Below are 25,341 nucleotides of genomic sequence, written 5' to 3'. Positions count from 1 at the left end.
CGATCCTGAAGCCAATGCCGTGGTGACCACCACCGGCCAGCGGATCGACTACGATTTCCTGATGGTCGCGACCGGGCTCAAGCTCAACTACGAAGCCATCGAAGGCATGGATGTTTCGCTGATCGGCGAAAACGGCATTGCCTCGATCTATGCCGGGCCGGAGCAGGCCAGAGCCTCGGCAGCGGCGATTGACCGCTTCATCGACACTGGCGGCGTCGGCCTTTTCGGGCGCCCTGCCGGCGAGATGAAATGCGCCGGCGCTCCGCTGAAAATTACCTTTATCACCGATGACAAGGCCCGCAGCAAAACCCGCCGGGGCGCGGTCGAACTGATCTACAACGCACATAACCCCGCCGTCTTTTCCGTTGCGGCGGTCAATGACAAGGTTACGGACATGTTCGCCGGCCGTGATATCGCCGTCAACTACAGCCATGTGCTGAAGGCGATCGATCCGGGCGCGAAGCAGGCGACCTACGCCACCGATAGCGGTGACATCACGCTCGATTACGATTTCATCCATGTCGTGCCGCCCATGCGAGCGCCCGATGCGGTTCTGGCAAGTCCCCTACCCTGGCAGGACGGCGCACTCGCCGCCGATGGCTGGATCGAAGCCGACAGGGCGACGTTGCGTCATCCGCGGTATCCGAACGTCTTCGCGGTCGGCGACATTGCCGGTGTGCCGCGCGGCAAGACGGCGGCTAGCGTCAAGTGGCAGGTGCCCGTGGTCGTCGACAATCTCGTCGCCGAAACGGCAGGGCGTGCCCCGCAGGCGGTCTACAATGGCTACACCTCCTGCCCGATGGTGACCGGGATCGGCAAGGCGATGCTGATCGAGTTCGACTATGACGGCAATCTCATCCCCTCCTTCCCGTTCATCGATCCGCTGAAGGAATTGTGGGTGTCCTGGCTGATCGAGGAAAAGGGCCTGCTTGGGGCCTATCGTGCCATGCTGCGCGGGCGTGCATAGGGAGAACAGACCATGAGCGATTTCGATTTGACGACGATCTATTTCATCCTGGCCGAAAGCATGGGTATGTGGTTGTGGGCTCTGGCCGGGCTGGCTGTGGTTCTCGGTATTGGCATCATCGCAGGTATCATGAGGCTCCGGACCGCCGGCAGGCCCGCCAAGCGCCCGGCGACTGCCGCATTGATTGCCGGAGGCGTAGCCACGGCAATTTTTATCTTTCTCGTTCCCGTCTGGACGTCGACGAGCGCGGGTGCGTTAGCGGCTCCCGTCGATTATCTTTTCGCAGTTCTCTTTGCGCTGGTTCCGGGCAGCATGGTTGGTGCTCTGGTTTTTTTCCTGGCGGCCAATAGATGCGCCGCCAAGCATCGTTCGATCCTGAAGTCCGCGTGATTCCTCCGATAGATGCCGCACCAGAGGAGGAGGAGACAGCGCGACGCGCTGTCTCGGCGCCTGCAAGCCAACCCGGCGGGACGGACCGAAAAACCGGAGGCTTAGCCGACGCGAACCCGGCGCTGAGCACGATCTTCGGGTGCGGTTCGATGTGTGCCCCGGCCCGCATATTTTGCGTCATAAAGCGCCGCATCCGCTCGTTTGGACAAATCCGAAAATGTCTCAAAACTATCGGCAGCAGCAATCCCGCAGCTCACCGAAATCATCAGCGTTGTGCCATCTTCGAGACGAAGCGGTGTACGCCGCAAGCTATTTCTGAGACGCGTGCAAATGCGTTCTGCGTCGACGATACTTGCGTGAGGCAAGAGCAGCATGAATTCATCGCCGCCAAAGCGGCTCAGTGCATCCATGCTGCGCAAATGTGAGCTCGCGACCGACGCCAGATGCCGCAAAGCCTCATCCCCTGCATGATGGCCAAACGTATCATTGATGCGCTTGAAGTGATCCACGTCGATCGTGATAAGGCAAACCTGTTGGTTCTCCGGTCTGGAAAGCGCCTCCTCGGCGATGTCGATGAACGCTGAACGGTTCATCAGCCCGGTGAGGGCATCGGTTGTCGCGATCTGCTTTAACTCCTGCTCGCGGCGGCCGAGCGCGGCAACCGCCCGTCCGCGCGCCGTGAGATCGGCCGCCACAGGTAGGCTGCTGAAGAGGAGGACGAACAGGAATATCTGAAGGATCAGAATCTGTTCATTATAATCACTCGCTCGATAGATGAGTCCTGTCTTCAGAAAGGTCGACGAGAGGCCGACGGCCGCAATCAGCATGACCGCCGCCTTTGTACCCAATTGTCCAATCCGCAGTGTCACAAGCATTGTCGGCACAAGCAGGATGAAAATCGGGGCGCTCCTAACGACAAAAAAGAGTATCCAGGCGACCGCAAGCGTTAGTCCCAGCAATGTTGCGGTCTCAAATCGCTGAAGCGGCGATTTTTCCTGAATGCACTTGATATAATCTCCTTTGAACAGGGCTAGGAAAAATGGCGCGAAGACCAGAAGTCCGAGCGCATCGCTCAGGGTCCACGCCATCCAGGACGCCAGAAATGGCTCTCCCAACAGGGACCAAGCGCTAACCGCTCCCAAAAACCCGCTGATCGTCGAGGCGAAGAATCCGATCAGGGTAAATCTGATGAAAATATTGAGCGAACTGAGGACGCTCGCAGGGCCGATGGAAGCACGAAGCAGCCAAACCGCAATCACGATCTCGGCCATGTTCGCGAGCCCAAAAAACATCGGGGCTGCAATGTCACCACGCGTCAGCAGATTTGCAATCGTATTCGCAACCAGAGCGGATGCTATTACCGGAACCCATTTGGGGCGCTCCTGCGAGGCAAGAAGTCCCACCAGAACAGCATTTGCAGCCCAGACCGCCGCGATCTCCCGTCCATCGGTTGTGACATGGATCATCACAACGGCGCTCGCAAAATATAGCGCTGCGCCTACGACCCAGTCGAACCGCGAATATAACTCTTTCAGATTGTGAAACACAGTAACGCTCTTTGTCATCCCGCCCGGATAACGCGTTCTGGTTAATGGCTCACCATCAAAGTTGATACAGGTCGACCCAACTTCACAAAGAGCCAAGTACCTGCGACTTTAGTTAAAATTTCGCATCCGTCGTGGGACGCGGATCAGGTCGAAATGGGCCGTTCCTTCGTCAGAAGTACGTCGCAGGATGCGCCGCCCAGAACACGGCGCGCAACGCTGCCCAGGACCATTTTAGATACCGCGTTTTTTCCTTGAATGCCGAGTGCGACGAGGTCCGTTTTTCCGGACCTCGCCAGCCGAACCAGCGCTGTGGCGGGATCGCCGCAAACGACCCGGATTTTCCCCGCCACAGCGAGATCGGCACGCACGGAGCGCAATTCCTTGTAGGCAGCCTGTGCTTTGGCTTGGCGATATTGGTCGATCTCGGCTTGAGAGGTTCCCACTTTCAGCATGGCTTGCTCGAAAGTGAGCGGAATTTCGAGAGCGTGTATCATTTCAAGTGTCGCCGATGGCGCTATTTGCGCGGCGCTCTGGGCCGCCGCAAACGACATCGGCGAGAAATCAATCGCTGCAATCACACGACGATAAGGCGCGTCGGTCGCGCGCTTGACGATCACGATCGGACATAAGCCGGCGCGCACGACCCGATCGGCGGTAGAGCCGAACAGTTTTTCGCGCAGGTTTTGAGGCTTTCCCGGCCCGATGACCAGCAGATCAGCAGCATGGTCGCGTATCAGGCGCTCGATAACCTGGTCGGCCTTGCCGCATTCCACCTCGATTTCTGTCTGAACCTCCGCGCTGTCGCCCATCTGCTTCAGTGAAGCGATAGCCTCGGCCGACAGCACCTTGGCGATTGCTTCCTCATTGGCCGGGGATGGAAGATCGGGGTCGGATTCCGGAAGGCTCTCGATCGCGTGAGCCAGCACGAGTTTGGCCCCGTGGTCTACTGCAAGCCGGATCGCGCGGCGCGCCACCTGCTGCTCACCATTTTCGAGGGCGATCGCTGCAATGATTGTCTTGATCGTCACGCGGGCTCTCCTGACATGTCGGGGAGGAGCCAGGCGGCGTGGGCTCCTCCCGCTGTTGCTAGACTGGATAGCGTAGAACTGCTGCCAGCTCACCCTTTCCTGGAATATCCTCGCGCCGTACGCCCAGGACGCGGGCGCCGCTTGCCAGCGCCCGCGCCGCGATCTCATCGACGACGCCATAGGCCTTCGCGTCATCCTTCTCGACGAAGGTGACCGCGCCGTTCTCGTCATCGACGAAGCCGGGAACGGTGGTGTCAATGTCGATCAGCAAGGTATCGATGCCGCCGAAGGTCGCCGCCCGCGCCGCGTCCGCCATGTCGGTCGTCGCGCGATTGTCTCCCGCACGCTTCTCAAACAGCGCATGGATGTCGGCGATCTCGGATGCATAGGCCTTATCGAGGATCGGCCGCGCCGTGGCAGGATGCGGAAATATGGTTTCCGGTTTACGGAACATTGATCGACCTGGGGTGTCTCGGACTCCTCTTGTGGTTCGTCCGGCGGGAAGGCATTTCGCTCATCGATCTGATCGGCTTTGATCGGCACCGGATCGCGCGAGACTTGATTCTCGGTCTTGCGCTGATCCCCGCGTGCCTCATCTTCATCTTTGGCGGCGTCGCCCTCAGCAGTTGGCTGATCTATGGCACCATGAGCGGCCCACAGTTCAGCGAGCCGCTCCCGCTGGCCGCCACTCTCTATGCCCTGCTGGTATGGCCGCTGATCTGGGGCTTCACCGAACAAATGACCTATAACGGATACCTGCTGCCGCGGCTGAAGGTACTCTCGGGGAAAACGACAGTCGCTATCGTCACGGTAGCATTCTTCTGGTCGGTTCAGCACGCCTTCATGCCGCTGACATTGGATGCGGAATTCATGCTGCATCGCTCAGTGTCGTCGATCCCGAACTCGCTGTTCATGATCTTCGTCTATCTACGCCTTCGGCGACTGCTGCCGCTCGCGGTCGCCCATTGGCTGATGGATGGCGCGTCGGTTCTTCTACCGCTCCTGTAGCAGGGCATGACCGCCGGGATGCGCACGGCCGACTATCGGGCCTATAAGTTGATGGCGTCCTGGAATGCTGCGATCCTGGATAGTATATCATCGAATGATGGCGGCGTATCATCGAACATCATCGGCGCCATTGCGCGATAGTCAGCTCTGAGATCCTTGACGCGGGGATCTCCTGGAACAAGTTGCAATGTGCCTGGCTGGGCCTTGCCGTAATTCGCCCAGCTTGAGCGAAAGAAAGTGGCCTTGTGCTTTGCCACCGTGGCAAGAAGTTCAAGATCTGCAGCGGCGGCAATGCCTTCGTCGGAAGCAAGCAGCATGGCAAGATCATAGTAGTGGCGTGAGAAATATTGCGGCGTCGGCGAGTCGGCCGGGCGATGGGCCTCCGCGTGCAAAGCCGTTGCCTTTTCCCAGAAGGTACGGCGCGCCGACAGCACTGTGACGGTCGCATCCAAATCTTCGAAGAAGTCCGGGAAGTCCTCTGCCGCGTACGGACGAATGACCTTGCTCTCGGCAGGCCATGGGTCCCCACGCGCGCCGAGCTCGAGCTTCACGCGGGGCGTGATATAGGCCATCCCCTGATAGTCGACCGACGGAAGCGAGACCGGGTAATGGAAGTTAAGTGTCTGTGGGTCCGCGACATCGATCGCTAGTGACCAGCCTCCTGCTGAAGGCTCCCCGAGTTGCTCAGCGATTGCAGCTCGGAGAGCAGGAAAGAGATTCTCGGCGATGTGCTTTTCGACCTCCGCGAGGAGGGCATCAATGAGCTGACCCGCCTTCTTGTGGCTGATGCCTTCCTTCTCAGGATCACGGTCGCCGGTATAGCCGAGATCGGTGCGATCGAAGGACAGGTCGATGTCTTCCGAGAACCTCCGGATGATGCCGAAGGCCTTGGAGAGCGACGTACCACCCTTAAAGACCAGGCTGGCGGCGGCATCCTCGTGAAGATTGAACAAGCGTTTCAGCGTCCAACATACCCAGAAATCCTTCTCGATGATCGAGTTGGCGACACCGCGGCCGGCACCGGTTTCGCCAAAGAGCGCGGCACGATCGTCGGCAGGGAGGATCGCGACCTTATCCATCGGCCAACTCCGAAGCAGCGTTGCCGATCGAGACGAGAGTGGGACGCATCCATGCGGGAGCCTGGCTCGCACTGGAGGCGAGAACCTTCTTGTCCTTTGCCGACAGCCGATTGGCGGCAACCCGGGCCACGTCGCCGGCACGGACCGGCCCCACATGACGAAGGGCCTGAACGACGGTTCCTGCGGGACTGCCTGGCGCGATCAAATGCTTGGGCGAGGCGTGACGCAGATCGACGACGCGCTTGCCCAGCACGATCCGACGAGAGGGTCCGTTCGTGAGATAAAGGCTTTTTGCGGGAACCTGTGTCGAAAGACCAAGCGCATTCGCGGCATGCGCCCCCGCGATTTGCGCCTGCGAACCAGTCTCGCGGGCCAGGGCGCGTGCGACGTCGTCGGGAGCCGGGGACAGTAGGCCAAGCTTCGGGTGGGCCTTCGGATAGTCGTAGAGGCCACGGGCCAGACGGCGCAGCTTTCCGTTCCTGGTGAGGCGGGAAAGAGCCTGGTCAACCGCAGCGCGGCTCGCCAGATCGAGGAAATCACTTGGCGTGAAGACGCCGCCGCGCCCGGCGGCACGGGCGCGCTGCATGATCCGATCGGGAACCGAAATTGTTGCAAGCTTTTTCATGTGTCAGAAAATAGGGTAACTTTTTCTGACATGCAAGTGGGGGTCTGAGTTCCTGCTGGCTAGACACCCGCTACTGCGACTAAAGGATGCCCACGTGACGTATGTATCGCCCACCCGTCCCAGATACTGGCTGGGTAACTGATAGCGCTCGGCAAGGCTACCCGGCCCTGACTTTGAGTTTGACGCATTTAGTCAAGCATCAATGGACAAATCTCGCACTCCGCAAAGCTCGATTCGCATTGACTTTAATTAAATGCCATAATGTCAAATATGAGCGGACAGACAGAGACAAAGTTAAAGACGCTTCTGCGGCAAGTCCCCCCTGGTTTCCTGGTGGATTCGGGGTGGACGAACCGCCATGCGATCTCTCGGCAGTCCGTTTCAGGCTATGTCAAACAGGGCTGGCTTGAGCCCGTCATGACGGGCGTCTACCGCCGACCATTTTCCTCGGACGCCAATCCAGAAGCTGTCGGCAGCTGGAAAATCCCCCTGCTCTCTGCGGCCTGGCTCATGCAGCATAAATTCCATGTCGGTGGGGCCACCGCGCTCTCCTTACGGGGGCATACCCATTACCTGTCGCTCGGCGGCGCATTCCCTCTCTATCTTTACGGATCAGATATCCCAAAGTGGCTGTCGAAGCTGAGAACGGACGCCGATGTGAAGACCAGAAGCAATGTACTGTTCGGCGACGGATCAACCGGCGTTGAAAACGCCGACTTTGACCTTTCCGACGACGCGGATCCCGAACTGGCACAAAGCCCATGGCGATGGCCAATGCCGATGTCCTCACCCGAGCGCGCGATCCTCGAAATGCTCGACGAGGTCCCCAAAGAGGAAAGCTTCCATAAGATCGACGTAGCCTTCGAGAGCCTCGCCAATCTGCGCCCGAGATTGCTGACGACGCTGCTCACCCTATGCCAAAGCGTCAAAACCAAGCGGCTCTTCTTCGTGTTTGCCGACAAGCACAATCATGCCTGGCGCCAGCACATAGACATGTCGTCCATCGATTTCGGCAAGGGCGACCGGGCGCTGACGCCGGGCGGGCGGCTTCACCCCATCTACCGCATCACAGTCCCTGCCGACTTGATGCCGAAGGACATCCCGAATGGCCCGTGAACAATACATGCGCCAGGTCGACCTCCTGGTGCGAACCCTTCCTTTCGTTGCCCGTCACGAGGCCTTCGCCCTGAATGGCGGAACCGCGATAAACCTCTTCTACCGCGACATGCCGCGGCTCTCGGTCGATATCGATCTGACATATCTGCCGATAGAGGACCGTGAGACGACGCTGAAAAACATCGACACGACATTGGAGCACATCCGCGAGGACTTAATACGCAATATGCGCGGTGTGAACGTCCAGAGGATAGCCGGTGGTGGGAACAATGATACCCGCCTGCTCGTCCGACAGGGAAACACCGAAATCAAGGTCGAAACATCCCCGGTCGCGAGGGGCACTGTTCATCCGCCGGAACGGCGCCGGGTGAATGAAAGCGTCGAGGAGACGTTCGGCTTCGCGGAAATGCAGGTTGTCTCCTTCGAAGACCTGTTTGGCGGCAAGTTGCATGCGGCGGTTGACCGGCAGCATCCACGTGACCTGTTTGACGTCAAGCTGCTCTATGAGAACGAGGGGCTGACCGACGCGCTGTTTCGGACCTTCCTGATTTATGTCGTGAGTTCTGGGCGGCCCCCGCACGAACTGGTCAGGCCTTCGCTCGCGGAACTCGACGAGGCCTTCGTAAATGAGTTCGAAGGGATGACGGTCGAGCCCGTCAGCCTCGATGATCTGAAAGCAGCGAGTAGCCGGATGACAGCGGATATTCTGGCAAAACTCGACGACAGGGCGATGAGCTTCCTGCTTTCGCTCCACGACGGCGAACCTGATTTCGGAGCCATCGGGCTACCACAGGCAGCGGAACTGCCGGCAGTGCGCTGGAAGCTTCTAAATCTACAGAAGTTGAAAGACCAAAACCCCGCGAAACACGCCGAGCAACGGCGTGAGATCGAGAACATCGTCGCGGACATGCGCTAGGATTTCTCGGGGATCTGCGTAACTAAAACGGATCATATGGCTGATAGATACAAGTGCTTCGCAGAACTTGCTGCCAATGAGAGGCTCGGGATCGACTATCGCATATGTGTGGAAGATCGTGGCGCTCCACTGGTGGTCTTTGCGCCACATGGCGGATGGATCGAACCGAACACCTCGGAAATCGCCGAGGCTGTCGCCGGACTCGACTTTTCTTTCTATGCCTTCGAGGGTCTAGAAAATCGGCCGCATACCGATCTCCATATAACCTCCCACCGCTTCGACGAACCAACGGCCATTGATATTGTCGGACGATGTCACTACGCGGTCGCGATCCACGGGCGAAAGGACAATGGGGACGAGTCGGTTTGGCTGGGCGGGCGTGATGCCGAACTACACGATGCAATCGGCAGTTCGCTGCGCGAAGCTGGTTTTGATGCTGATTTCAATCAGAGGCTTCCGGGAACAGAGCTGACGAACATCTGCAATCGAACCCTTTCTCGAAAGGGAGTCCAACTCGAACTTCCGCGATCACTGCGGCGGAAACTAGCTAGAGACACAAGTTTGCGCGAGACCTTCTGCGAGGCAGTTCGAAGCGGATTGCCGTCGACGTAAACCTCTATTGCGCTCTGGCCTTAAATAGCGCGCATTGAGCGGAGCCATCCCGCGGCGCAACCAACACGTTGCGCTATTGCGCCTCGACATAAGTTACATAAAAGCCCTTGACCATCCGATGCTCTTGCATTCGCTCCCCCAGTGAAAAACCGTTCATCTTCCGGGGGGTCGGCTGGAAGATATCCAATCCCCGATCCAGCACCATCTTCCATCCGGTGTCTGTGGTGATGTCGCGTGCATGGAGCGTTCCGGTCCCGTCGAACGCCCATGTAAAATCAACACCTGTGCCTGTGCAGGCCTCTGCGATCCCGTCCAGGCATTCCCGCTGCTCCTGAATGTTCCCATCATCAGGGGCGGTGACGAGATGCACTGCGACCTGATCCTCGGGCTGTTTACGCCGAATCAGCATCTCGATCAGTTCCATCACGTTGCGCGCCTGATGATACTTCCGGATATAGGGGTCGGTGACGATGATCCTGGTCGCACCATCCGTCCACGGACCAAAGATCTTGTCGAAACTGATGCCCTTGCGGTTTTCCGTGAAAACGACATGTCCAGGCTTCGGAGCAAACGCAGGGACAACGGCAACAGCAGGTGCTTCAGACGTGGCCGGCGCTGAAGACTGATGCGTGGGATCCGACATGGTCGCAGATTGCCCCCCACTGTCATCTCCATCGCCAGTCGATCGGCGATGGTAGAACTGGGGAAACTCCTCTTCCTCCAGCGTGGTGACAGGGCGCTTTGCGCCATCCGAGGCGACGTAATGGAAGTCCGCGTCCTCGAAGGTGCTGTCGATCCGCAGGAGCTGGTCCTTCACCCGCTTACGGCATTCAATCGCAAACCGCAGCAGCTCTTCAACTTCGGCTTCTGTCTCGCCTCCATTCGGGAAGATCAGCTTCAGCAGACCTGACATGGTTTTGTTGATCGCGGCGCGATCCCGGATGTGGGTCTGAACGGGCACGGTGAAGAACCGATCCGGCCGATGCGAGAAGTCCTCGGCGCGCAGATGGCGTAGGATTTCGGCCAGATAGTCGACGATGAACCCATAGCCAGATGTGAACATCTCGCCCCGGATGATATCGACCTCCCAGCCGGGCAGATATGCGTGCAGCCGATCGATAAAGGCGCTGTCGTGGAACTGTGGTGGCAGAGCCTCGAACAGGTCGGTATTCTTCAGCATCCATGGAACATTATGGTCGGTGTTGCCGACGAAGGCGAAGCTGGCCTCGGCACCCATTGGATTTACACCGCGCGAAAACTGCTTGTTCGCCATGTAGTTCTTCATGATGTCGACAAGCGCCTTGTTGGCCGTCTTCTCACGGCCGGCAAATTCGTCAAAGGCCACGACGTCCCAATAGCCGACCAGTCCAATCCGCCCATTGGAGTTGTTTACGAAGAGCTTGGGAACCGTAACTTCACCGCCGGAGATCAGCTGACCATGGGGTGAGAACTCGGAATAGATATGCGATTTGCCCGTACCCTTGGGACCAAGCTCGATGAGGTTGTAGTTGCGCTCGACGAAGGGGACCAGGCGCAGCAACTGCAAAAGCTTTGACCTGCGCCCGAACAGGGACGGATCAAAGCCGATGCTCTGCATCAGCAGATCGATCCATTCCTCGGTGGTGAATTTGTCCCGCGTTTCGCGATAGCCATCATAGTCGACACGGGCGATCTGGATCGGCTTCAGCGTGTCGATGATCCAGGGGGAAATCCGGCTGTCTTCCGAAAATTCGTACTGCACATCGGCGATGCACCAGATACCCGTTACCAGCAGTTTCGGGTGCGCCTTGACCGTGGCGCTGTCGATCGCGACGCGCTTGATCCCTAGGTTTTCGAAGATCGCCTCATAGGCATCGGTCTTTTCGTTCAGCGCCACGCTGACCTGATCGATGACCTTGTAGCGGCCGCGCTCCTTGATCGTCGACTGAACCAGCCCCGCTTCGGAACGATGGACGTAGTGCTTGCGCAGGATGTCCTTGACCGTCTCAATGCCTGTCGCAATCGAGGCTTCGTCGTCGGTCGCGCAATATTGGCCGAGCAGGTATTCGAGCACATAGGTGGGAACAATGGCGTTCCCCTTCACGGCCTTCACCAAGTCCTTGCGAACCACGAAACCGGCAAAATGCTCGTTGATCTTGTCATCAAGGGTCGACATCGGCACCTCAGAAATCGAAATCTGTGCTGATCCCGCGTTTCAGCAGCAGCGGCTGCGATGCGTGATCTTCGAAATGGCTGGTCTTGCCGATGCGCGTACGCAGCTTCAGGAAGACTGTCTGATTGTTATAGGCGTCTGCCGCCTTGGACAGCAGGAAGCTCCGCGATAGCTCACGCTCGCAAATAGCGCACAGAATGATCGCCGTTCAACCAGTCAATCGCTGCCAGGAATGTGCGAACGAGCAGGGCATGGGCACCGTCATTCGTCGCTACCAATTGGAGGGATGGCGCCTCCACTGCCCGCTTTGCGATCAGATGCTAGCTGATAACAACGACCAGACACCCATTCCTCCGTCGAACCGTCAGCATCTCATCCAACATGGAGAGCGGCTGTTCCAGGCCGAGGCAAACGGCGAGAATGTCGGTTGGGCATCACCCGGCGAACTCGCACGACTGCTGCTTATGAGACGCGTTCCCAGGCCTCTAAATGTCGACCCGGATGATCTACCGCGCCTGCGGGTTCTTGGTGCTATCTTTCCTGACTTCGACGATACGGTTGCCAACAACAATATCCCCCTGCCCTCGGCAGGCAAACCGATCCTTCCCATTGGCTTGCGGCATTTCCTGCTTGCGGCGGTAGGGAGTGTGACGCAGATCGGGTTTGAGATGCTGGAGACCCTTCAGTCTCAGACCATGGGGGCAAACCGAGTACGATTTGGCACCTTCGTTGGCGAGATGATCAGCCGCCGACAAGAGTCTCTTTTATGCAGCAATTATGAGACGAATGTAGTCAGATTGTCTCATAATTAAATGCAGCAATGCTCCTGAACGGGCGCATTCTCGCAATTAAGTACAATCCGACAGCCAGCACCCGTCGTCGCGACCGTCAGTACGGCATTCCGCTGCTGAGCACAGCGGAGCTGCTCGCCTATCGGACGGACCTGCTCAAGGATGCCGGCCTGGCCCCGCCGCGCACCACGGCTGAGACGCTGGCCGTCGCCCGGGCTTTGCACACGCCCGAACAGGGTCGTTTCGGCATCGCCTGGAATGGTGGCCGGGGCACCGCACTGGGCCACACCTTCATGGTCGTCATGGCCGCGCACGGGCAGCCAATCGTCAACCTCGCCCGTACCGCGGACGGCTTTCTGCCCGAGGATATGGCGGAGGAGCATCTGCGCCCGATGTTCGACAGCGAAGCGGCCCATGCCGCGGCCGACTATCTTATTGAACTGCTGTCTGTGTCGCCGCCCGACATCCTCACAATGACCTGGTACGATCGGGCCCGTGCCTATGCCAATGGGCATGCGGCGCTTGCCTATGCCCATACCCTGCTCGTCAATCTTTTCGAGCGCGATCCCGCCTCTCCGGCCTATGGCAAGACCGGGTATCTGCCTCAGCCCACGGGACCGCGCGGCAGGCCGATATCCCCGCTGGGCGGCTATGCCCTGGCCATTCCCGGAAACATTGCCGAAGAAAGAGTCGCCCCGGCCTGGGCGGCACTAACGGCTCTGACATCGGCTGGGGCCGCCAAACTGTTCATGACCAATGGCAGCCTTGCCAGCCCACGCTTCAGCGTCAACCGGGATCCCGAAGTGCAGGCCCTTTCGCCGGTGATCGGCATCGTCGATGCCATAGCGCGTCAGGGTGTGCTTCGGGCGTGGCCACGCCCGCCGGTTCCTGGCATCTCTGCTCTGATCGGCATTGCGGGGGAGGAAATCCACGACATGCTCAGCGGCCACAAGACCCGCGTTGTCGCTCTGGCAACAGCGCAGAGCCGCGCCGAAACCGTCATGCGTGCACTTGGTCCATACTAGCGGCGGTTCAGCGGGAATTTATCCATTCTGGACATCTTTGCGGGTGTTGCTGGCCGGCGCTGTACCCTAAGCCAGTGGGAACAGCACAAGCACTTTCGGCGCGCAGAACAACGACGCCGCCCCTTGGAATCGGCTGGTTCCAAGTCGGCACCGCTTTGCCTGAAAGAGGAGGAAACGTTGAAACTGGCATTCAATACCTGGGTCTATTCGAGCTTTCCGGTATGGGTGCCGGCCTATCCGCTCGAAGAGGTCATCAAGCGCATCGCCCGCATCGGCTATGACGGCATCGAGATCGGCGCGGCCAGTCCGCATGCCTATCCGGAATATCTGACCAAGGAGCGCCGCCGCGAAATACGGCAGGTGCTGGACGACAATGGCCTCAAGCTCGCCAGCATGCTGCCCGCCCCGGGCGGCGGACCTGGCTTCAACGTCGCTTCTGCCAATCCATTGGAGCGGGCTGGCGCTATCGACCAGTATAAGCAGGTGGCCGAACTCTGCGCCGAATGGGGCGGCAAGACATTGCTCTACGTCGCCGGCTGGCAGGTTTACGGCACCAGCCGCGACCAGGCCTGGGCCTCGAGCCGCGAGGCGCTGATGGAAATCGCCGACTTCGCGCGTCCCTTGGGCATCACCGTGGCGGTCGAGCCGACCTCATCCGACAGCAACCTAGTCGATGATTGCGACGACCTCATCACCATGCTGGCCGAGGTGAACCGTCCCAACGTCAAGGCGATGTTCGACACCTTCCATACGCTCTACCGCAACGAAGTGCCCACCGACTATGTCCACCGCCTGGGCAGCGACCTGACCCACATTCACCTCGCCGACGTCAACCGCGAGCCGCCTGGCAGCGGTGTGGTCGACTACCGCAGCCTGCTCGACGCCCTCAAGACCGAGGGGTTCGACGGCTACCTGACGATGGAGATCGGCTTCAATCGCCGCAACGTGGAGCCGGACGACTTGGCCCGACGCGCCCACGACTACATCAGCTCACTGCTGGCCTGAACGGCCCGCCTCTCCATTTCCGTTCATAGAAGGAGGAAACTATGACGCTTTCGACCCAACGGCACCTGCCGTTGCTGCTTGCTGCCGGTATCGCCGCCAGCATTTCCATCCAGCCCGCTGCCGCCCAGACCGTGGTCACGCAGTGGGACCAGTTCGCCATGGCCGGCATCACCGCGGCCGGCCCCGCAATGGATGAGCTGATCACCACCTGCGCCCCCGATCTCAATGGCGCCACCGTTTTGCGCACCATCGCGCCTTCGATCGGCATCCGCGACAGCTACCGCCTGGCCGTTTCCGCCAACAAGACGCCTGACCTGGCCTATACCTGGCCGGCCGCGTCCGTGCTGGCCGGCTATGCCCGGGTCGGCGCACTGGCTCCGCTCGATGACTACTACGCGCAATATGGCTGGGAAGGGATCAACGGCTTTTATCGCGGCCGCAACGGTTTCCAAGGGGCCATCTATGGGGTGCCGATGGAACAGGACTTGATGGGGGTTTACTACAATCCGGCCCTGTTCGAGGAAAACGGCATCGCCGTGCCCACCACCTATGCCGAGTTCCAGGCGGCGGTGGAAGCCTTCAAGGCCAAGGGCATCACCCCATCGCCTTCGGAAACCGCGACCGCTGGCCGGCTACCAATACGCTGAGCCTGTTGCTGGGCCTCAGCGCCGGCAAGGATGTCGAGGAATCCGTGCTGTTCGGCGATACGCCCTGGAGCAACGACCAGTTCAAGCTGGCCGCCGAAACCTTCCAGTCCTGGGCGGAGAATGACTACTTCCCCAATGGCTTCAACGGCATCGGTTATGACGAAGCCAATGCGCTGTTCCTTTCCGGCCGGGCCGCCATGACCATAACGGGCACCTGGGTATTGCAGGACATGGCGCGCGGCGCGTCCTTCGACCTCGGCGTCTTCATGCTGCCCCCGATCGCCGAGGGCGTGGCCCCCGGCACCATGTGGGGCGAAGGCTCGCAGTGGCAGGTCTCCGCCAATGCCAGCCAGGATGTGAAGGACGCAGCCGCCGCCTATATCAACTGCCTGATCTCGCCAGCCAGCCGCGAAGTCTGGGTGGAGAAGGGGTACCTGGTTCCCATCGGGACGACGCCCGAGGAGCTCGAGCAGTGGGACGCCCTGCCCATTGTCAAATCCTTCTACACCCAGGGCCTGGCGACGCCCGATACCAACTTCTACGACCTGCATACAACTCTGCCCGAAAGCGTCACCCAGGTGCTCTATGCCGAACTGCAGCGGCTGGTCGGCGGCGACGCCACCGCCGACGAATTCCTCGGCGCCATGGACACCGCGTGGCAGACGGCCATCGAAAACGGCGAGCGCTGGGTGCCCTGACCCCACTCCGCTGTCCTGGGCGGGCTCCCCAACGGGCCCGCCCTTCTTTTTCAGGCCCAAGACGCGAGTGAGCTATGCTGACCACCCGATCTGCTTATCTGTTTCTCCTGCCCTCGCTCGCGCTCTACCTGGCCTTTGTCGGCCTGCCGATCCTGCAGGTCTTCGGCTTCAGCTTCCTCGCCTGGGACAACGGCATTGCCGGCGACTTCATCGGCCTGGCCAACTACCAGCGCCTGCTGGGTGACGGCGTATTCTGGGTCGCGCTCTGGCACAATGCCATCTGGGTGGTCATGACGCTGGCCTTTCCTTTGCTGGCCGGGCTGGTCATTGCCGCCATCCTCGCCGAGCGTAACCCCAATGTGGTGCGCTGGCTGGGGGCCATCTACTTCATCCCCCGCACCATTCCCCTGGTCGTCGCCGGGATCATCTGGGGCTGGATCTACAACCCCATCTTCGGCCTGCTCAATTTCGGGCTGGAGGCGGTCGGGCTCGGCGGCCTGGGCGGCGCGTGGCTGGCGCAGGAAGATACAGCGCTGCTGTCGCTCAATGTGGTCGGCGCTTGGACCTTTTTTGGCTTCTGCGTCATCATCTATCTCGCCGCGATCCAGTCCATTGATCCGGCGCTCTATGAAGCCGCCTCGATTGATGGCGCGAGCTGGTGGCGCAAGTTCCGCGATCTCACCGTTCCGCTGCTGCGCGGGTCCACCCTCTTTCTCGGACTCTATGCCGCCATCGAGGCCATGCGCTTCTTCGACCTGGTCTGGGTTACCACTCAGGGCGGGCCGGGCTACGCGACCGAGGTGCTGACCACCCATATTTACAAGACCTTCTTTCTGGTCGGCGACTTCGGCTACGCCGCCACCCTCTCGGTCGTCCTGCTCATCATCGTTCTGGCCATCAGTGCCGGCGCCTTCACCCTGCTGAGGAAGCCATGACCAAGAGCCCCCGCCTGTTGCAGAACCTGATCCTCCTGATCTTCGCGCTGTACGCACTGGTGCCGGTCTATCTGGTGTTTCTGGCTGCCATCCGCAGCGAGGCTGACCTGTTTTCCGGGCCGCTGACACTCAGCTGGCCGATCAATTTCGGCAATTTCGGCCGCATCTGGAGCGAGGCGGGCTTTGCCACCTACTTCATGAACAGCGTCATCACGGCGGTGAGCGTCACCGTCCTGGTATTGCTGACGGCTCCGCTGGCCGGCTTCGCCCTTGCCAAGTTGCGCTTTCCCGGCAAGGAAATCCTGTTCGCCCTGTTCCTCGCCGGTCTCGTGGTCCCCGCACCCTCGGTGATCGTGGCGCTCTATGGCAACCTGCAGGCTATCGGCCTCATCGACAACCGCATCGGCGTGATCCTGCCGCAGGCCGCGCTGCTGATGCCCTTCTCGGTCTTCATGATGCGCACGGTGATGCAGGACGTGCCGGATGAGTTGATCGAAGCGGCGGTGATGGACGGGGCAGGGCTCCTGAAGCTGTTCCTCAGTATCGTCGTCCCGGTGGTCAAGCCCGGCCTCATGTCGCTGGGTCTCATCACCTTCCTCTTTGCCTGGCAGGAATACCTGCTGCCGCTGGTGGTGTTCCAGACCGAAAGCCTCAAGCCGCTGACGGTCGGAGCGGCCAGCCTGCAGGGCCGCTACGGGGTTGACTATGGCGGCATCGCCGCCGCGGGCCTGATCGCCTTCGCGCCGCTCGTCCTGCTGTTCCTCGCCATGCAGCGATCCTTTGTGCGCGGCCTCACCGCCGGCGCAGTCAAATAACAGGAGAAGTCCGTGTCCCCGATGCAAGCCGTCTTCCTTCCCGGCAACAAGCAGGTGGAAATCCGTTCGATCCCCGTGCCGGAGGTCGGTCCCGACGATGTGCTGGTGGAGATGCACGCCTCCTGCATCTGCCGCAGCGACCTCAGCCTCTATTACGGCAATGCCGTCGTCGGCGGCGGGGCCGCCACAGGCGGCTTCGTCTGCGGCCATGAGCCTGCGGGGACCGTGGTCGCCACCGGAGAGGCGGTGACCGAATTTGCCGTCGGCGATCGCGTCGCGGTCTATCTGGCGGTCGGTTGTGGCGTCTGCGCGCATTGCCGGCGGGGCGACATGCACCTCTGCGCCAAGTGGAAATGCCTTGGCTTCACCATGGATGGCGGCAATGCCGAATTCCTCAAGGTGCCGGCGCGCAACCTGCTCAAGGTCCCCGAGCACATGTCGGCTGTCGCCGCCGCTATCTCCACCGATGCCTTCGGAACCCTGTTCTCCGCCTGCCGCAAAGTGGGTGTCAATGGCCTGTCCCGCATCGGCATCTGGGGCCTGGGGCCGATGGGGTCGAGCGGCGTGCTCGCGGCCAAGGCTTTGGGCGGCCAGGTAGTGGCGCTCGACCCGATCGCTGAGAGACGAGACTTTGCCGAAAAGCTCGGCGCCGACCTGGTGCTCGATCCGACCGATCCCCAGGCAGCCCAGGCTATCCGGGAGTTTTCCGGCGGCGAGGGGCTGACGGGCGCCATCGATTGTTCGGGCAATACGGCGGCGCACAATATGGCGCTCGATGCGCTGGCGCCACTCGGCCGCATGGCCTTTGTCGGTGAAAATGCTCAGACAACCATCCGGCCCAGCGACCAGCTCATTCGCAAGCAACTGACGGTGTTTGGCTCCTGGTATTTCGGCATCAACGAGTATCAAGACATCCTGTCGACCATCGCGACGCACAAGATCGATTTGGAGCGGCTCGCCACCCACACTTTCCGGCTCGACGAAGCCGAAACCGCTTTCCGACTCTTTGATCAACGCGAAACCGAAAAGGCCGTGTTTGTCCGATAGACCGACCCGGAGTTGCTTTCATGGCCAGACTGACGATCAGCAATCTCGACAAGCGTTTCGGCGCCTTCGACATCCTTAAGGACGTGAACCTGGAAATCCCCTCTGGGGAATTCGTGGTCTTCGTCGGCCCATCAGGTTGCGGCAAGTCCACCCTGCTCCGCTGCATTTCCGGGCTTGAGGCAGTCAGTGGCGGCAGACTGAGCATCGATGGAGTGGATGTGACCAAGGTGCCGCCGTCACAGCGCGGCATCGCCATGGTGTTCCAATCCTATGCGCTCTATCCGCATATGAGCGTCTTCGACAACATGGCCTATGCCCTCAAAATCCAGAAGCTCGGCAAAGTCGAAATCGAAGCCAAGGTGCGCGACGCCGCCCGCAAGCTGCAACTTGATCAGTTGCTCGATCGGCTGCCTCGCCAGCTCTCGGGTGGGCAGCGGCAGCGCGTAGCCATCGGGCGCGCCATCGTGCGGGATCCCAAGGTGTTCCTGTTCGACGAACCGCTCAGCAATCTGGACGCAGCCCTTCGCGTGCAGACCCGGCTGGAAATTGCAGCGCTGAAACAATCGCTGCCGGACACGACGATGATCTACGTGACGCACGATCAGGTCGAAGCGATGACCCTGGCGGATCGGATCGTGGTACTTAATGCAGGCCGCGTGGAGCAGGTCGGCAAGCCGCTGGATTTGTACGAACGGCCCGCTTCCCTGTTCGTTGCGGGCTTCATCGGATCACCGAAGATGAACCTGCTGGCCGGCGAGCATGCGGCAAGGTACGGCGCTGCAACGATCGGCGTGCGTCCGGAGCACGTGACCATCAGCGCTAGTGGAGAAGGCTGGGCTGGCAGGGTGCTTCGCACCGAACATCTCGGTTCCGAATCCTACGTCTATGTTGACATTGGCCCAGGCGAGCCGATGATCGTGCGCACGCCCGGCACCGCCGCTTTGGCGCATGGCGACGCGGTCGTGCTGCGGGCCAGCAATACGGACCTTCTCCCCTTTGACGCCGAAGGTAGGAGAATGGATCAGGCGCTTTGAGCTCGGGACTGTAGTTAGATCTATCTGTGTCTGGAGAATTGGAGGGCAGTGGACGGAAATAGCCACTTACTGAAGAGCGCGCTTAGCCCGGACTTGCCTCGGGCGCTGTCAGAACCGCACCACAGTCGCCGGAAAGGTCGACGGGCCCGCAAAGGCCGGACGTCTGCTTGCCGCTTGACCAAGTCCAAAACCAGACTGTCTGCAACCCACCCCCTTGCTGACGATCATCTGCATTGTCGAACGTCAGGGTAGGGGCCGTAAGCGGCCAAGCAGCTTTAATCGTCTGCAAAGCGCATAGCCGACGTTTAAACCGCTGACGTGACAACGACGTCCAAGGCTCCTTCGTACTGAAGTTCATGCGATGGCGCTCATGCATGGAGAGTGGAGCATCAGGTCCTATTGCTCAACTTGAGCATTACTCTTTTGCCATCTGAGAATATTCGCATCCATTCCGGCGCCAGGTGCAGGGCCATCTCTTGCCCCACAACACCATTGAATGACTTCGCTTTCACTCTAAGGATAGGCCCATCATCAAGCCGTGCCGTGACAATCTGATAAGTTCCCAAATCCTGAATTTCGCTCAAGTTCGCGCGGAGCGACATCGGGCTATTGATCGGAACGATATCGACGAATTCCGGGCGTATCCCAAGAACGAGATTATCGGCATCGCCGCCGTCAACGTTGCCCGAGGCCACCGTCTGCCCTGCCACGTTCAGCTTCCCGTTCCTGACCGACACAGGAAGGAAATTCATCGACGGCGAGCCGATGAAATACCCGACATGGGAATGGGTCGGATTTTCGAACAATTCCTGCGGCGTCCCCACCTGGGCAATGCGGCCATTGTCCATCACGATGACCTGCTCGGCCAAGGTCATGGCCTCGTTCTGGTCATGGGTGACATAGACCAGCGTATGGCCATGACGGGCGCTGATGTCCTTGAGCTTGCGGCGGAGATGGAATTTGAGCTGCGGGTCGATCACCGTCAGCGGCTCGTCCATCAGAATGACGGCAACGTCATCCCGAACGAGGCCCCGCCCCAATGAAATCAGCTGCTTGGCGTCCGGCGTCAGTTTCCGGGCGGGCCGCTGCAGAATGGTATCGAGATTGAGCAATTCGGCGATTTCATTGACCCGCCGATCCACCTCCCGATTGCCCATATTTCGACAGCGCAAGGGGAAGGCGAGGTTTTCGTAGACGGTCTTGGACGGATAGACGACCGGGAACTGAAACACCTGGGCGATGTTGCGCTGTGCCACCGACGTGCCCGTCATGTCGTGGCCATCGATGAGCACACGGCCTTCGCTTGGCGTCAGCAGACCGGACACGATGTTGAGCATGGTTGACTTGCCGCAGCCGGACGGCCCCAACAGAGCATAGGTCCCCCCATCCTCCCACACCAGGTCAAGCGGATGGAGCGCATAGTTGGGCGTGCCATTGCGGCGATTATAGGCATGTCCAAGACGTTCGAGCGTGATGCGGGCCATGGGACAGTTCCTTTCAATCGCCAGCGGGAGCGGCGGCGAGATTGCGGGTCTTGGTGTCGAAAGCGAAGAACCGCTCGGTGGGAAGATTGATCCTGACCTGCTCGCCGATGGCATGAGGATCGACGCCGTCCCGTTCCAGCACCAGACTGCCGAAGGGCAGATCGAGGTGAAGGACCGTGGTGGAGCCGTTGATCTCGGCCAACGCCACCTGGGCGGGGACCTCATCGCCCAAAGTGACTTCGCTGGCGCGGATGCCGACGATGTAGTCGCCGGACGGAAGCGCCGCAAAATGGGCCGGCAGCGCCAGAGCGGTATCGGGGCCGAACTGCACCTGACCATTGCCGATGCGGGCGTCGAACAGATTCATCGGCGGATCATTGAAAATGGTCGCCGCCATGGTGTTGGCGGGACGACTATAGACTTCGCGATAGTCCCCGGCCTGCACCACGCGGCCTTCGTGCAGCACCACGACCTGGCCCTGCATGATCATGGCTTCCAGGGGCTCCGTGGTCGCGTAGACGACCAAACGGTTGTCACTGGTATGGAAAATGCGTCTGAACTCATCCCGCAACTGCTCGCGCAGCTTGTAGTCGAGATTGACCAGCGGTTCGTCCAGCAGCAGGACCTCGGTGTCCTTCACCAACGATCGCGCCAGCGCCACGCGCTGCTGCTGGCCACCGGACAGTTCGGCGGGGCGGCGATCGAGAAATGCCGCCAGCCCGAGCAACTCGGTCACATAGGTCAGTTTCTCTTCTATGGCCGCCTTTGGCATGCCGCGGCGCTTGAGCGGGAAGGTAATGTTGTCCCGCACTGTCAGATGAGGGTAGTTGACGAATTGCTGATAGACCATGCCGACCCGCCGGCGCCACGCCGGAATCTTGAGCAGATTTTCTCCCCCGCTGGTCAAGCTGCCGGAACTGGGCGCAATCAGGCCGGCCAGCACCTTCAGCAAGGTGGTTTTGCCGGCCTGGGTTCGCCCGATAACGGTCACGACGCCGGAGCTTGGCAGTGTCAGGGACAGGCCATCGAGATGGATCTCGCCGCCTTGTTTCACCGTTAGATTGTCGAGCACATAAGTCATGGCAACTCTACTTGCGTCCGCCAATGCTGCCCTTGTCGAGATAGCGCTCGACGAAGAAGGCAATGACGATGAGGGGGGCAACCGAGATCAGTGCCGAGGCCGACAAGCTCCACCAGGGCGTGACCGAGGAGTTGAGGGAGACAATCGCCACCGGCAGCAACTGGGTCTGGGTGAAGGTGAGGGTGAAGGCGAAGAAGAAGTCGTTCCACCCAAAGATGATGCAAAAGATGCCGGCAACGACGAGCCCCGGAACCGAGTTTGGCAGGATGACCCGCCAGAAGGTCTCGAACGGCGTGCAGCCGTCGATCATCGCCGTTTCGTCCAGCTCACGCGGGATGGTGTTGAAGAAATCCACCATCACCCAAACGGCGATGGGCAGCAGCAGCGCCACATAGACGATGACCAGGCCAGCAATCGTGTCGAGCAGCCCGAGCCAGCCCAGCATCAGAAAGAACGGAATGGCGAGCACCACCGGCGGCATGATGCGCTGGGACACGAAGAAGAAGGTCAGGTCGCCATTGCCGATGGGGCCGGTCTTGTAGGAAAACCGGGACAGCCCATAGGCCGCGAGGGTGCCGAGTACGAGGCTGACGATGCTGGCCGACAGGGTCACCACCATCGAGGAGGCGAAGGGACCGGCAATGTCGATGCTGCCACCGCCGCCGCCGAACAGACCCTGCCAGGCAGCCGTCGACGGTTCGTAATCGACAAACGGAATATAGGTCGGGCCGCCTGTGACGCCGTTGGCCGTCTTGAACGAGGTGGTCAGCGCCCAGAGGAATGGCGCAATCACAAAGGCGCTCCACAGCACGATGACGGTGACCTTGAAAATCGGGTAGACGCGCGCCATGGCTCAGACCTCCGCTTTGATCAGGGTTTTTGCCAAGAGCTTGGCGATGATGGTCAGCAGGACGATCATGATCACCAGGTAGGTGATCGAGAGGGCGGCCGCGTAGCCGATCTGGAAGTCACGCAACCCCCGGATGAAGATATAGTAGCTGGAGGTTTCGGTGGACGTGCCCGGGCCACCCGAGGTGATGACATAGACCGTCTCCATGATCTTGGAAGCTTCGATCAGCCTGATGATGATGGCCCCCACCGAGATCGGCGCCATGGCCGGGAAGGTGACGTTCCAGAAGGTGCGGACCGGGCCGGCGCCGTCGATGGCGGCGGCCAGGAGCGGCTCGCGGGGCAGCGAGAGCAGACCCGCCAGCAGCAGCAGGAACATGAACGGCGTCCACTGCCAGACATCGATCAGGATGACCACGAAGGTCGCCCATTGGGCGTTGGTCAACCACTGCACGGGTGCGAAGCCGAACAGCGTGACCAGATCATTGGCTGGCCCCAGGCTTTCGTGGAAGATGGTGCGCCAGATCACCGCCATGACCACGGGCGTCGTCATCATCGGAATGAGGAACAGCACACGCACGAGGCGGCGGAACCGGATCTGGTGCCAGACCAGCAGCGCCAGGCCGAAGCCCAGGACATATTCGATGGCCACGGCAGAAACCGCCATCATGCCCAGGCGGGACAGCGACTGCCAGAAGCGCCCATCAACGAAGAGGCGTCCATAATTGGTGCCACCAATCCAGTCGAGCCCCGGGCGAATAGCGTCCCATCCCGAAAAGCTGACGCGAATGGTGAAGAGCAGCGGGAACAGGATGATGGCCAGCAGCATCAACAGGCCCGGCAACAGGAAGAAAAGCTTGTAACGGGTCAGTCCATACATCGGCCTGTTCCTCTCGGGCGTCGAGCGCCAGTGAGTGAAATCCTGGTGGGCCGAGCCCACCAGGAGGAGAGATCGCTAGAGGTTGTCCTCAAGGGCCACGACACCCGCATAGGCATCGCGGACCGTGTCAACGCCGATCCGGTCGACGATGGAGGTCCATTCCGCGGCGACGGAATCGAGGGCTTCCTGTGGCGTTTGCTGCTCGGCCAGCGCGGCCGCAACACCGGTGGCAAGCGCGGTCATGAACTGATTGACCCCCGGCACCAGCAGATCGAACACGCGGTTTTCGCTGTCATCCATGCCCGACAGCGTCTCGACATAGCTTTTGGCCAACTCGGCATCCCAACCCAGGCGATCGGTCCACAGAGCGGTGTCGAAATGCGCGTTCCGGTACGGGTTCACGCCGTAGCGGCCCACCTGCAGGTCAGCCAGCGTATTGGCCTCATTGGAGAAGAAGCACAGAAAGTCGAAGGCCATGTCCTGGCTCTGCGAGCGGTTGGAGACCGCCGAGGTCCAGCCCCAAGTCACATAGGCCGCACGATTGGGCTCCTCGAAGCTGTCCCAGGCGCCGCTATCGCGGTTCCAGACCTGCTTCGCGCCCGGTAGTGGCGCCGCGGCGACCTTGTTGCGGATCGGGCTGTCTTCCTGCTGCGCCTGCACGAAGGCGTCGTCCCATGAATAGCTCATCAGTGCCTGGCCGCCGCCAAACGAGAAGATCTCGTCGCCCAGCCCCCAATTGGCGCCACCGGGCGCCCAGTCCTTCGAGGCTTCCACGAACAGTTCGAGCCCCTTCACGAAGCCCGGATTATTGATCTGCGGCGTCATGGTTTCGAGATCGAAGAAGAAGCCCCCCTTCACATTGGGATTGCGGGCATAGGGCGCTGCCCGGCTGATAAAGGCGGAGAACATCAGATCGTCGCGCTTGGTGACTTCGGCAGAACCGTAATTCAGGTTGCCGTCACCGTCCCAGTCCCACCCGGAAAACACATGGGCGATCTCGTTATAGTCCTCCCAGGTCGTCGGAATCGCCAAACCCTTGCCCGTCGCCTCCTTGAAGCGGGCAATGGCGTCGGCATTGGCGAAAATATCCGAGCGGAACTTGAGATAATGACGGTCGCCATCCATCGGATACTGGACGATGGCATCGCCCCAGGTGGCTACGTCGATATAGTTCCGGGTCACGTCCTTGAACCCGGCCGTCTCCTGATACGCTTGCGGAACCTCGGCCAGATACTGATTGAGGTCGCCGATCCACAGTGAGGGGTAGAACAGCACGTCATAGGCGTTCTGCCCCGTCTGGAAGGGGATCAGGATGCGCTGGAACAAATCCCCAAATGGCACATGCACAACGCTGACCTTAGCCCCGGTTAGCGCTTCAAACTGGCGCGCGTGAACATCGGTCGGCTCACCGATCACCGGCACCGCATGGGTGATTATATTGAGCTGGCGCCCTGAATAATCCTTGGCGTCGATGCTTTCATAGGAGCAGACGCCCGGCACGTCCTCATCGATACCATAGGCGGCGGCGTAGTCGGTTTGTGCCAACGCAGTCGACGACGCGACCATGGCAATGGCGCTGACAATGCAGGCCGTTCTCGCGAGCTTCATTC

Annotated in this window: 26 protein-coding genes; 15 read left to right on the top strand and 11 right to left on the bottom strand. The window is 60.3% G+C overall.

All coding sequences use genetic code 11. The annotated features are described in order from the left end of the window. Together MIC97_RS22025 and MIC97_RS22020 are read left to right on the top strand one after the other, a co-directional pair. Positions 1-967, top strand: a 967-nt coding sequence (locus tag MIC97_RS22025) for an FAD/NAD(P)-binding oxidoreductase (RefSeq protein WP_239802055.1), incomplete at its 5' end; no start/stop codon positions are given. Positions 968-979: 12 nt separating this feature from the next. Next, complete coding sequence (locus MIC97_RS22020) at positions 980-1,357, top strand: DUF5368 family protein (RefSeq protein WP_239801929.1); 378 nt, start codon at positions 980-982, stop codon at positions 1,355-1,357. Positions 1,358-1,458: 101 nt separating this feature from the next. On the opposite strand, the gene MIC97_RS22015 is transcribed toward MIC97_RS22020, so the two are convergent. From MIC97_RS22015 to MIC97_RS22005, 3 genes are all read right to left on the bottom strand, one after another. After that, on the bottom strand, positions 1,459-2,904 hold the full coding sequence (locus tag MIC97_RS22015) for a GGDEF domain-containing protein (protein WP_239801928.1): 1,446 nt from the start codon (positions 2,902-2,904) through the stop codon (positions 1,459-1,461). Positions 2,905-3,047: 143 nt separating this feature from the next. Continuing rightward, positions 3,048-4,025 carry a universal stress protein gene (locus MIC97_RS22010; protein ID WP_239801927.1) on the bottom strand — a complete coding sequence of 326 codons (978 nt, stop codon included), beginning with the start codon at positions 4,023-4,025 and terminating at the stop codon, positions 3,048-3,050. Beyond that, on the bottom strand, positions 3,991-4,386 hold the full coding sequence (locus tag MIC97_RS22005; protein WP_239801926.1) for a hypothetical protein: 396 nt from the start codon (positions 4,384-4,386) through the stop codon (positions 3,991-3,993). The genes MIC97_RS22010 and MIC97_RS22005 overlap by 35 nt, the downstream gene beginning before the upstream one ends. Here MIC97_RS22005 and MIC97_RS22000 point away from each other — a divergent pair. After that, positions 4,386-4,940: a CPBP family glutamic-type intramembrane protease gene (locus MIC97_RS22000; RefSeq protein WP_239801925.1), complete on the top strand. Its 555-nt coding sequence runs from the start codon at positions 4,386-4,388 to the stop codon at positions 4,938-4,940. The genes MIC97_RS22005 and MIC97_RS22000 overlap by 1 nt on opposite strands. 41 nt (positions 4,941-4,981) lie before the next feature. Here MIC97_RS22000 and MIC97_RS21995 read toward each other — a convergent pair whose 3' ends face one another. Together MIC97_RS21995 and MIC97_RS21990 are read right to left on the bottom strand one after the other, a co-directional pair. After that, a complete protein-coding gene (locus tag MIC97_RS21995; protein WP_239801924.1) occupies positions 4,982-6,019 on the bottom strand; it encodes a nucleotidyl transferase AbiEii/AbiGii toxin family protein in 1,038 nt (345 codons plus the stop codon). Further along, the gene (locus MIC97_RS21990; RefSeq protein ID WP_239801923.1) at positions 6,012-6,605 is read right to left on the bottom strand and encodes a DUF6088 family protein; all 594 of its coding nucleotides are present in this window, start codon (positions 6,603-6,605) and stop codon (positions 6,012-6,014) included. Before MIC97_RS21990 ends, MIC97_RS21995 begins: the two co-directional genes overlap by 8 nt. Positions 6,606-6,905: 300 nt before the next feature. Between MIC97_RS21990 and MIC97_RS21985 the strand changes: the two genes are divergently transcribed. The 3 genes from MIC97_RS21985 to MIC97_RS21975 are packed head-to-tail and all read left to right on the top strand — an operon-like array spanning position 6,906 to position 9,288. Further along, positions 6,906-7,760, top strand: a complete 855-nt coding sequence (locus MIC97_RS21985) for a type IV toxin-antitoxin system AbiEi family antitoxin domain-containing protein (RefSeq protein ID WP_345773571.1) — start codon at positions 6,906-6,908, stop codon at positions 7,758-7,760. Beyond that, a complete protein-coding gene (locus MIC97_RS21980) occupies positions 7,750-8,676 on the top strand; it encodes a nucleotidyl transferase AbiEii/AbiGii toxin family protein (protein ID WP_239801921.1) in 927 nt (308 codons plus the stop codon). Before MIC97_RS21985 ends, MIC97_RS21980 begins: the two co-directional genes overlap by 11 nt. Before the next feature lie 36 nt (positions 8,677-8,712). After that, the gene (locus MIC97_RS21975; RefSeq protein ID WP_239801920.1) at positions 8,713-9,288 is read left to right on the top strand and encodes a poly-gamma-glutamate hydrolase family protein; all 576 of its coding nucleotides are present in this window, start codon (positions 8,713-8,715) and stop codon (positions 9,286-9,288) included. A gap of 73 nt (positions 9,289-9,361) precedes the next feature. Here the strand turns inward: MIC97_RS21975 and brxL are convergent, their stop codons facing one another. Then, complete coding sequence (brxL, locus tag MIC97_RS21970) at positions 9,362-11,443, bottom strand: BREX system Lon protease-like protein BrxL (protein ID WP_239801919.1); 2,082 nt, start codon at positions 11,441-11,443, stop codon at positions 9,362-9,364. A gap of 194 nt (positions 11,444-11,637) precedes the next feature. On the opposite strand from brxL, the gene MIC97_RS21965 reads away from it, so the two are divergent. The 9 genes from MIC97_RS21965 to MIC97_RS21930 all read left to right on the top strand — a co-directional run bounded on the left by MIC97_RS21965 (position 11,638) and on the right by MIC97_RS21930 (position 19,437). Beyond that, complete coding sequence (locus MIC97_RS21965) at positions 11,638-12,252, top strand: hypothetical protein (RefSeq protein ID WP_239801918.1); 615 nt, start codon at positions 11,638-11,640, stop codon at positions 12,250-12,252. A gap of 8 nt (positions 12,253-12,260) precedes the next feature. Continuing rightward, on the top strand, positions 12,261-13,256 hold the full coding sequence (locus MIC97_RS21960) for an extracellular solute-binding protein (protein WP_239801917.1): 996 nt from the start codon (positions 12,261-12,263) through the stop codon (positions 13,254-13,256). Positions 13,257-13,433: 177 nt separating this feature from the next. Next, positions 13,434-14,261 carry a sugar phosphate isomerase/epimerase family protein gene (locus tag MIC97_RS21955; protein WP_239801916.1) on the top strand — a complete coding sequence of 276 codons (828 nt, stop codon included), beginning with the start codon at positions 13,434-13,436 and terminating at the stop codon, positions 14,259-14,261. 41 nt (positions 14,262-14,302) lie between these two features. Next, positions 14,303-14,908 carry an extracellular solute-binding protein gene (locus MIC97_RS25175; RefSeq protein ID WP_275592553.1) on the top strand — a complete coding sequence of 202 codons (606 nt, stop codon included), beginning with the start codon at positions 14,303-14,305 and terminating at the stop codon, positions 14,906-14,908. Between the two features lie 5 nt (positions 14,909-14,913). Then, positions 14,914-15,606 (top strand): extracellular solute-binding protein, encoded by a 693-nt coding sequence (locus tag MIC97_RS25170; protein WP_275592552.1) that lies wholly within the window; start codon positions 14,914-14,916, stop codon positions 15,604-15,606. 74 nt (positions 15,607-15,680) lie between these two features. After that, a complete protein-coding gene (locus tag MIC97_RS21945; RefSeq protein WP_239801915.1) occupies positions 15,681-16,541 on the top strand; it encodes a sugar ABC transporter permease in 861 nt (286 codons plus the stop codon). After that, complete coding sequence (locus MIC97_RS21940; protein ID WP_239802054.1) at positions 16,538-17,356, top strand: carbohydrate ABC transporter permease; 819 nt, start codon at positions 16,538-16,540, stop codon at positions 17,354-17,356. The genes MIC97_RS21945 and MIC97_RS21940 overlap by 4 nt, the downstream gene beginning before the upstream one ends. Positions 17,357-17,377: 21 nt before the next feature. Further along, positions 17,378-18,403, top strand: coding sequence for an alcohol dehydrogenase catalytic domain-containing protein (locus tag MIC97_RS21935; RefSeq protein ID WP_239802053.1), 1,026 nt, complete (start codon positions 17,378-17,380; stop codon positions 18,401-18,403). A gap of 20 nt (positions 18,404-18,423) precedes the next feature. Continuing rightward, positions 18,424-19,437, top strand: coding sequence for an ATP-binding cassette domain-containing protein (locus MIC97_RS21930; protein WP_239802052.1), 1,014 nt, complete (start codon positions 18,424-18,426; stop codon positions 19,435-19,437). Positions 19,438-19,826: 389 nt separating this feature from the next. Here the strand turns inward: MIC97_RS21930 and MIC97_RS21925 are convergent, their stop codons facing one another. The 5 genes from MIC97_RS21925 to MIC97_RS21905 all read right to left on the bottom strand — a co-directional run bounded on the left by MIC97_RS21925 (position 19,827) and on the right by MIC97_RS21905 (position 25,339). Next, the gene (locus tag MIC97_RS21925; RefSeq protein WP_239802051.1) at positions 19,827-20,921 is read right to left on the bottom strand and encodes an ABC transporter ATP-binding protein; all 1,095 of its coding nucleotides are present in this window, start codon (positions 20,919-20,921) and stop codon (positions 19,827-19,829) included. Between the two features lie 13 nt (positions 20,922-20,934). Further along, entirely contained in the window at positions 20,935-22,002 is a 1,068-nt protein-coding gene (locus MIC97_RS21920; RefSeq protein WP_239802050.1) for an ABC transporter ATP-binding protein, read from the bottom strand. Positions 22,003-22,009: 7 nt separating this feature from the next. After that, positions 22,010-22,852, bottom strand: a complete 843-nt coding sequence (locus MIC97_RS21915; protein WP_239802049.1) for a carbohydrate ABC transporter permease — start codon at positions 22,850-22,852, stop codon at positions 22,010-22,012. A 3-nt stretch (positions 22,853-22,855) separates the two neighbouring features. After that, positions 22,856-23,731: a sugar ABC transporter permease gene (locus tag MIC97_RS21910; RefSeq protein WP_239802048.1), complete on the bottom strand. Its 876-nt coding sequence runs from the start codon at positions 23,729-23,731 to the stop codon at positions 22,856-22,858. A 75-nt stretch (positions 23,732-23,806) separates the two neighbouring features. Further along, complete coding sequence (locus tag MIC97_RS21905) at positions 23,807-25,339, bottom strand: extracellular solute-binding protein (protein ID WP_239802047.1); 1,533 nt, start codon at positions 25,337-25,339, stop codon at positions 23,807-23,809. Positions 25,340-25,341: the final 2 nt, after the last annotated feature.

Source organism: Aquamicrobium sp. NLF2-7 (genome assembly GCF_022359935.1).
GTDB lineage: Bacteria > Pseudomonadota > Alphaproteobacteria > Rhizobiales > Rhizobiaceae > Mesorhizobium > Mesorhizobium lusatiense.
This window is presented reverse-complemented; position numbering and strand designations above follow the sequence as displayed.

What these genes read in the sequence shown, in the direction of transcription:
- MIC97_RS21940 (WP_239802054.1), top strand. Translation starts at nt 16,538, where the DNA reads ATGACCAAGAGCCCCCGCCTGTTGCAGAACCTGATCCTCCTGATCTTC.
- MIC97_RS21930 (WP_239802052.1), top strand. Translation starts at nt 18,424, where the DNA reads ATGGCCAGACTGACGATCAGCAATCTCGACAAGCGTTTCGGCGCCTTC.
- MIC97_RS21905 (WP_239802047.1), bottom strand. Translation starts at nt 25,339, where the DNA reads ATGAAGCTCGCGAGAACGGCCTGCATTGTCAGCGCCATTGCCATGGTC.
- MIC97_RS21920 (WP_239802050.1), bottom strand. Translation starts at nt 22,002, where the DNA reads ATGACTTATGTGCTCGACAATCTAACGGTGAAACAAGGCGGCGAGATC.
- MIC97_RS21925 (WP_239802051.1), bottom strand. Translation starts at nt 20,921, where the DNA reads ATGGCCCGCATCACGCTCGAACGTCTTGGACATGCCTATAATCGCCGC.
- MIC97_RS21985 (WP_345773571.1), top strand. Translation starts at nt 6,906, where the DNA reads ATGTCAAATATGAGCGGACAGACAGAGACAAAGTTAAAGACGCTTCTG.
- MIC97_RS21960 (WP_239801917.1), top strand. Translation starts at nt 12,261, where the DNA reads ATGCTCCTGAACGGGCGCATTCTCGCAATTAAGTACAATCCGACAGCC.
- brxL (WP_239801919.1), bottom strand. Translation starts at nt 11,443, where the DNA reads ATGTCGACCCTTGATGACAAGATCAACGAGCATTTTGCCGGTTTCGTG.
- MIC97_RS21935 (WP_239802053.1), top strand. Translation starts at nt 17,378, where the DNA reads ATGCAAGCCGTCTTCCTTCCCGGCAACAAGCAGGTGGAAATCCGTTCG.
- MIC97_RS22005 (WP_239801926.1), bottom strand. Translation starts at nt 4,386, where the DNA reads ATGTTCCGTAAACCGGAAACCATATTTCCGCATCCTGCCACGGCGCGG.
- MIC97_RS21945 (WP_239801915.1), top strand. Translation starts at nt 15,681, where the DNA reads ATGCTGACCACCCGATCTGCTTATCTGTTTCTCCTGCCCTCGCTCGCG.
- MIC97_RS21990 (WP_239801923.1), bottom strand. Translation starts at nt 6,605, where the DNA reads ATGCAGCGCGCCCGTGCCGCCGGGCGCGGCGGCGTCTTCACGCCAAGT.
- MIC97_RS21965 (WP_239801918.1), top strand. Translation starts at nt 11,638, where the DNA reads ATGATCGCCGTTCAACCAGTCAATCGCTGCCAGGAATGTGCGAACGAG.
- MIC97_RS22020 (WP_239801929.1), top strand. Translation starts at nt 980, where the DNA reads ATGAGCGATTTCGATTTGACGACGATCTATTTCATCCTGGCCGAAAGC.
- MIC97_RS21915 (WP_239802049.1), bottom strand. Translation starts at nt 22,852, where the DNA reads ATGGCGCGCGTCTACCCGATTTTCAAGGTCACCGTCATCGTGCTGTGG.
- MIC97_RS21995 (WP_239801924.1), bottom strand. Translation starts at nt 6,019, where the DNA reads ATGGATAAGGTCGCGATCCTCCCTGCCGACGATCGTGCCGCGCTCTTT.
- MIC97_RS21975 (WP_239801920.1), top strand. Translation starts at nt 8,713, where the DNA reads ATGGCTGATAGATACAAGTGCTTCGCAGAACTTGCTGCCAATGAGAGG.
- MIC97_RS25175 (WP_275592553.1), top strand. Translation starts at nt 14,303, where the DNA reads ATGACGCTTTCGACCCAACGGCACCTGCCGTTGCTGCTTGCTGCCGGT.
- MIC97_RS21980 (WP_239801921.1), top strand. Translation starts at nt 7,750, where the DNA reads ATGGCCCGTGAACAATACATGCGCCAGGTCGACCTCCTGGTGCGAACC.
- MIC97_RS21910 (WP_239802048.1), bottom strand. Translation starts at nt 23,731, where the DNA reads ATGTATGGACTGACCCGTTACAAGCTTTTCTTCCTGTTGCCGGGCCTG.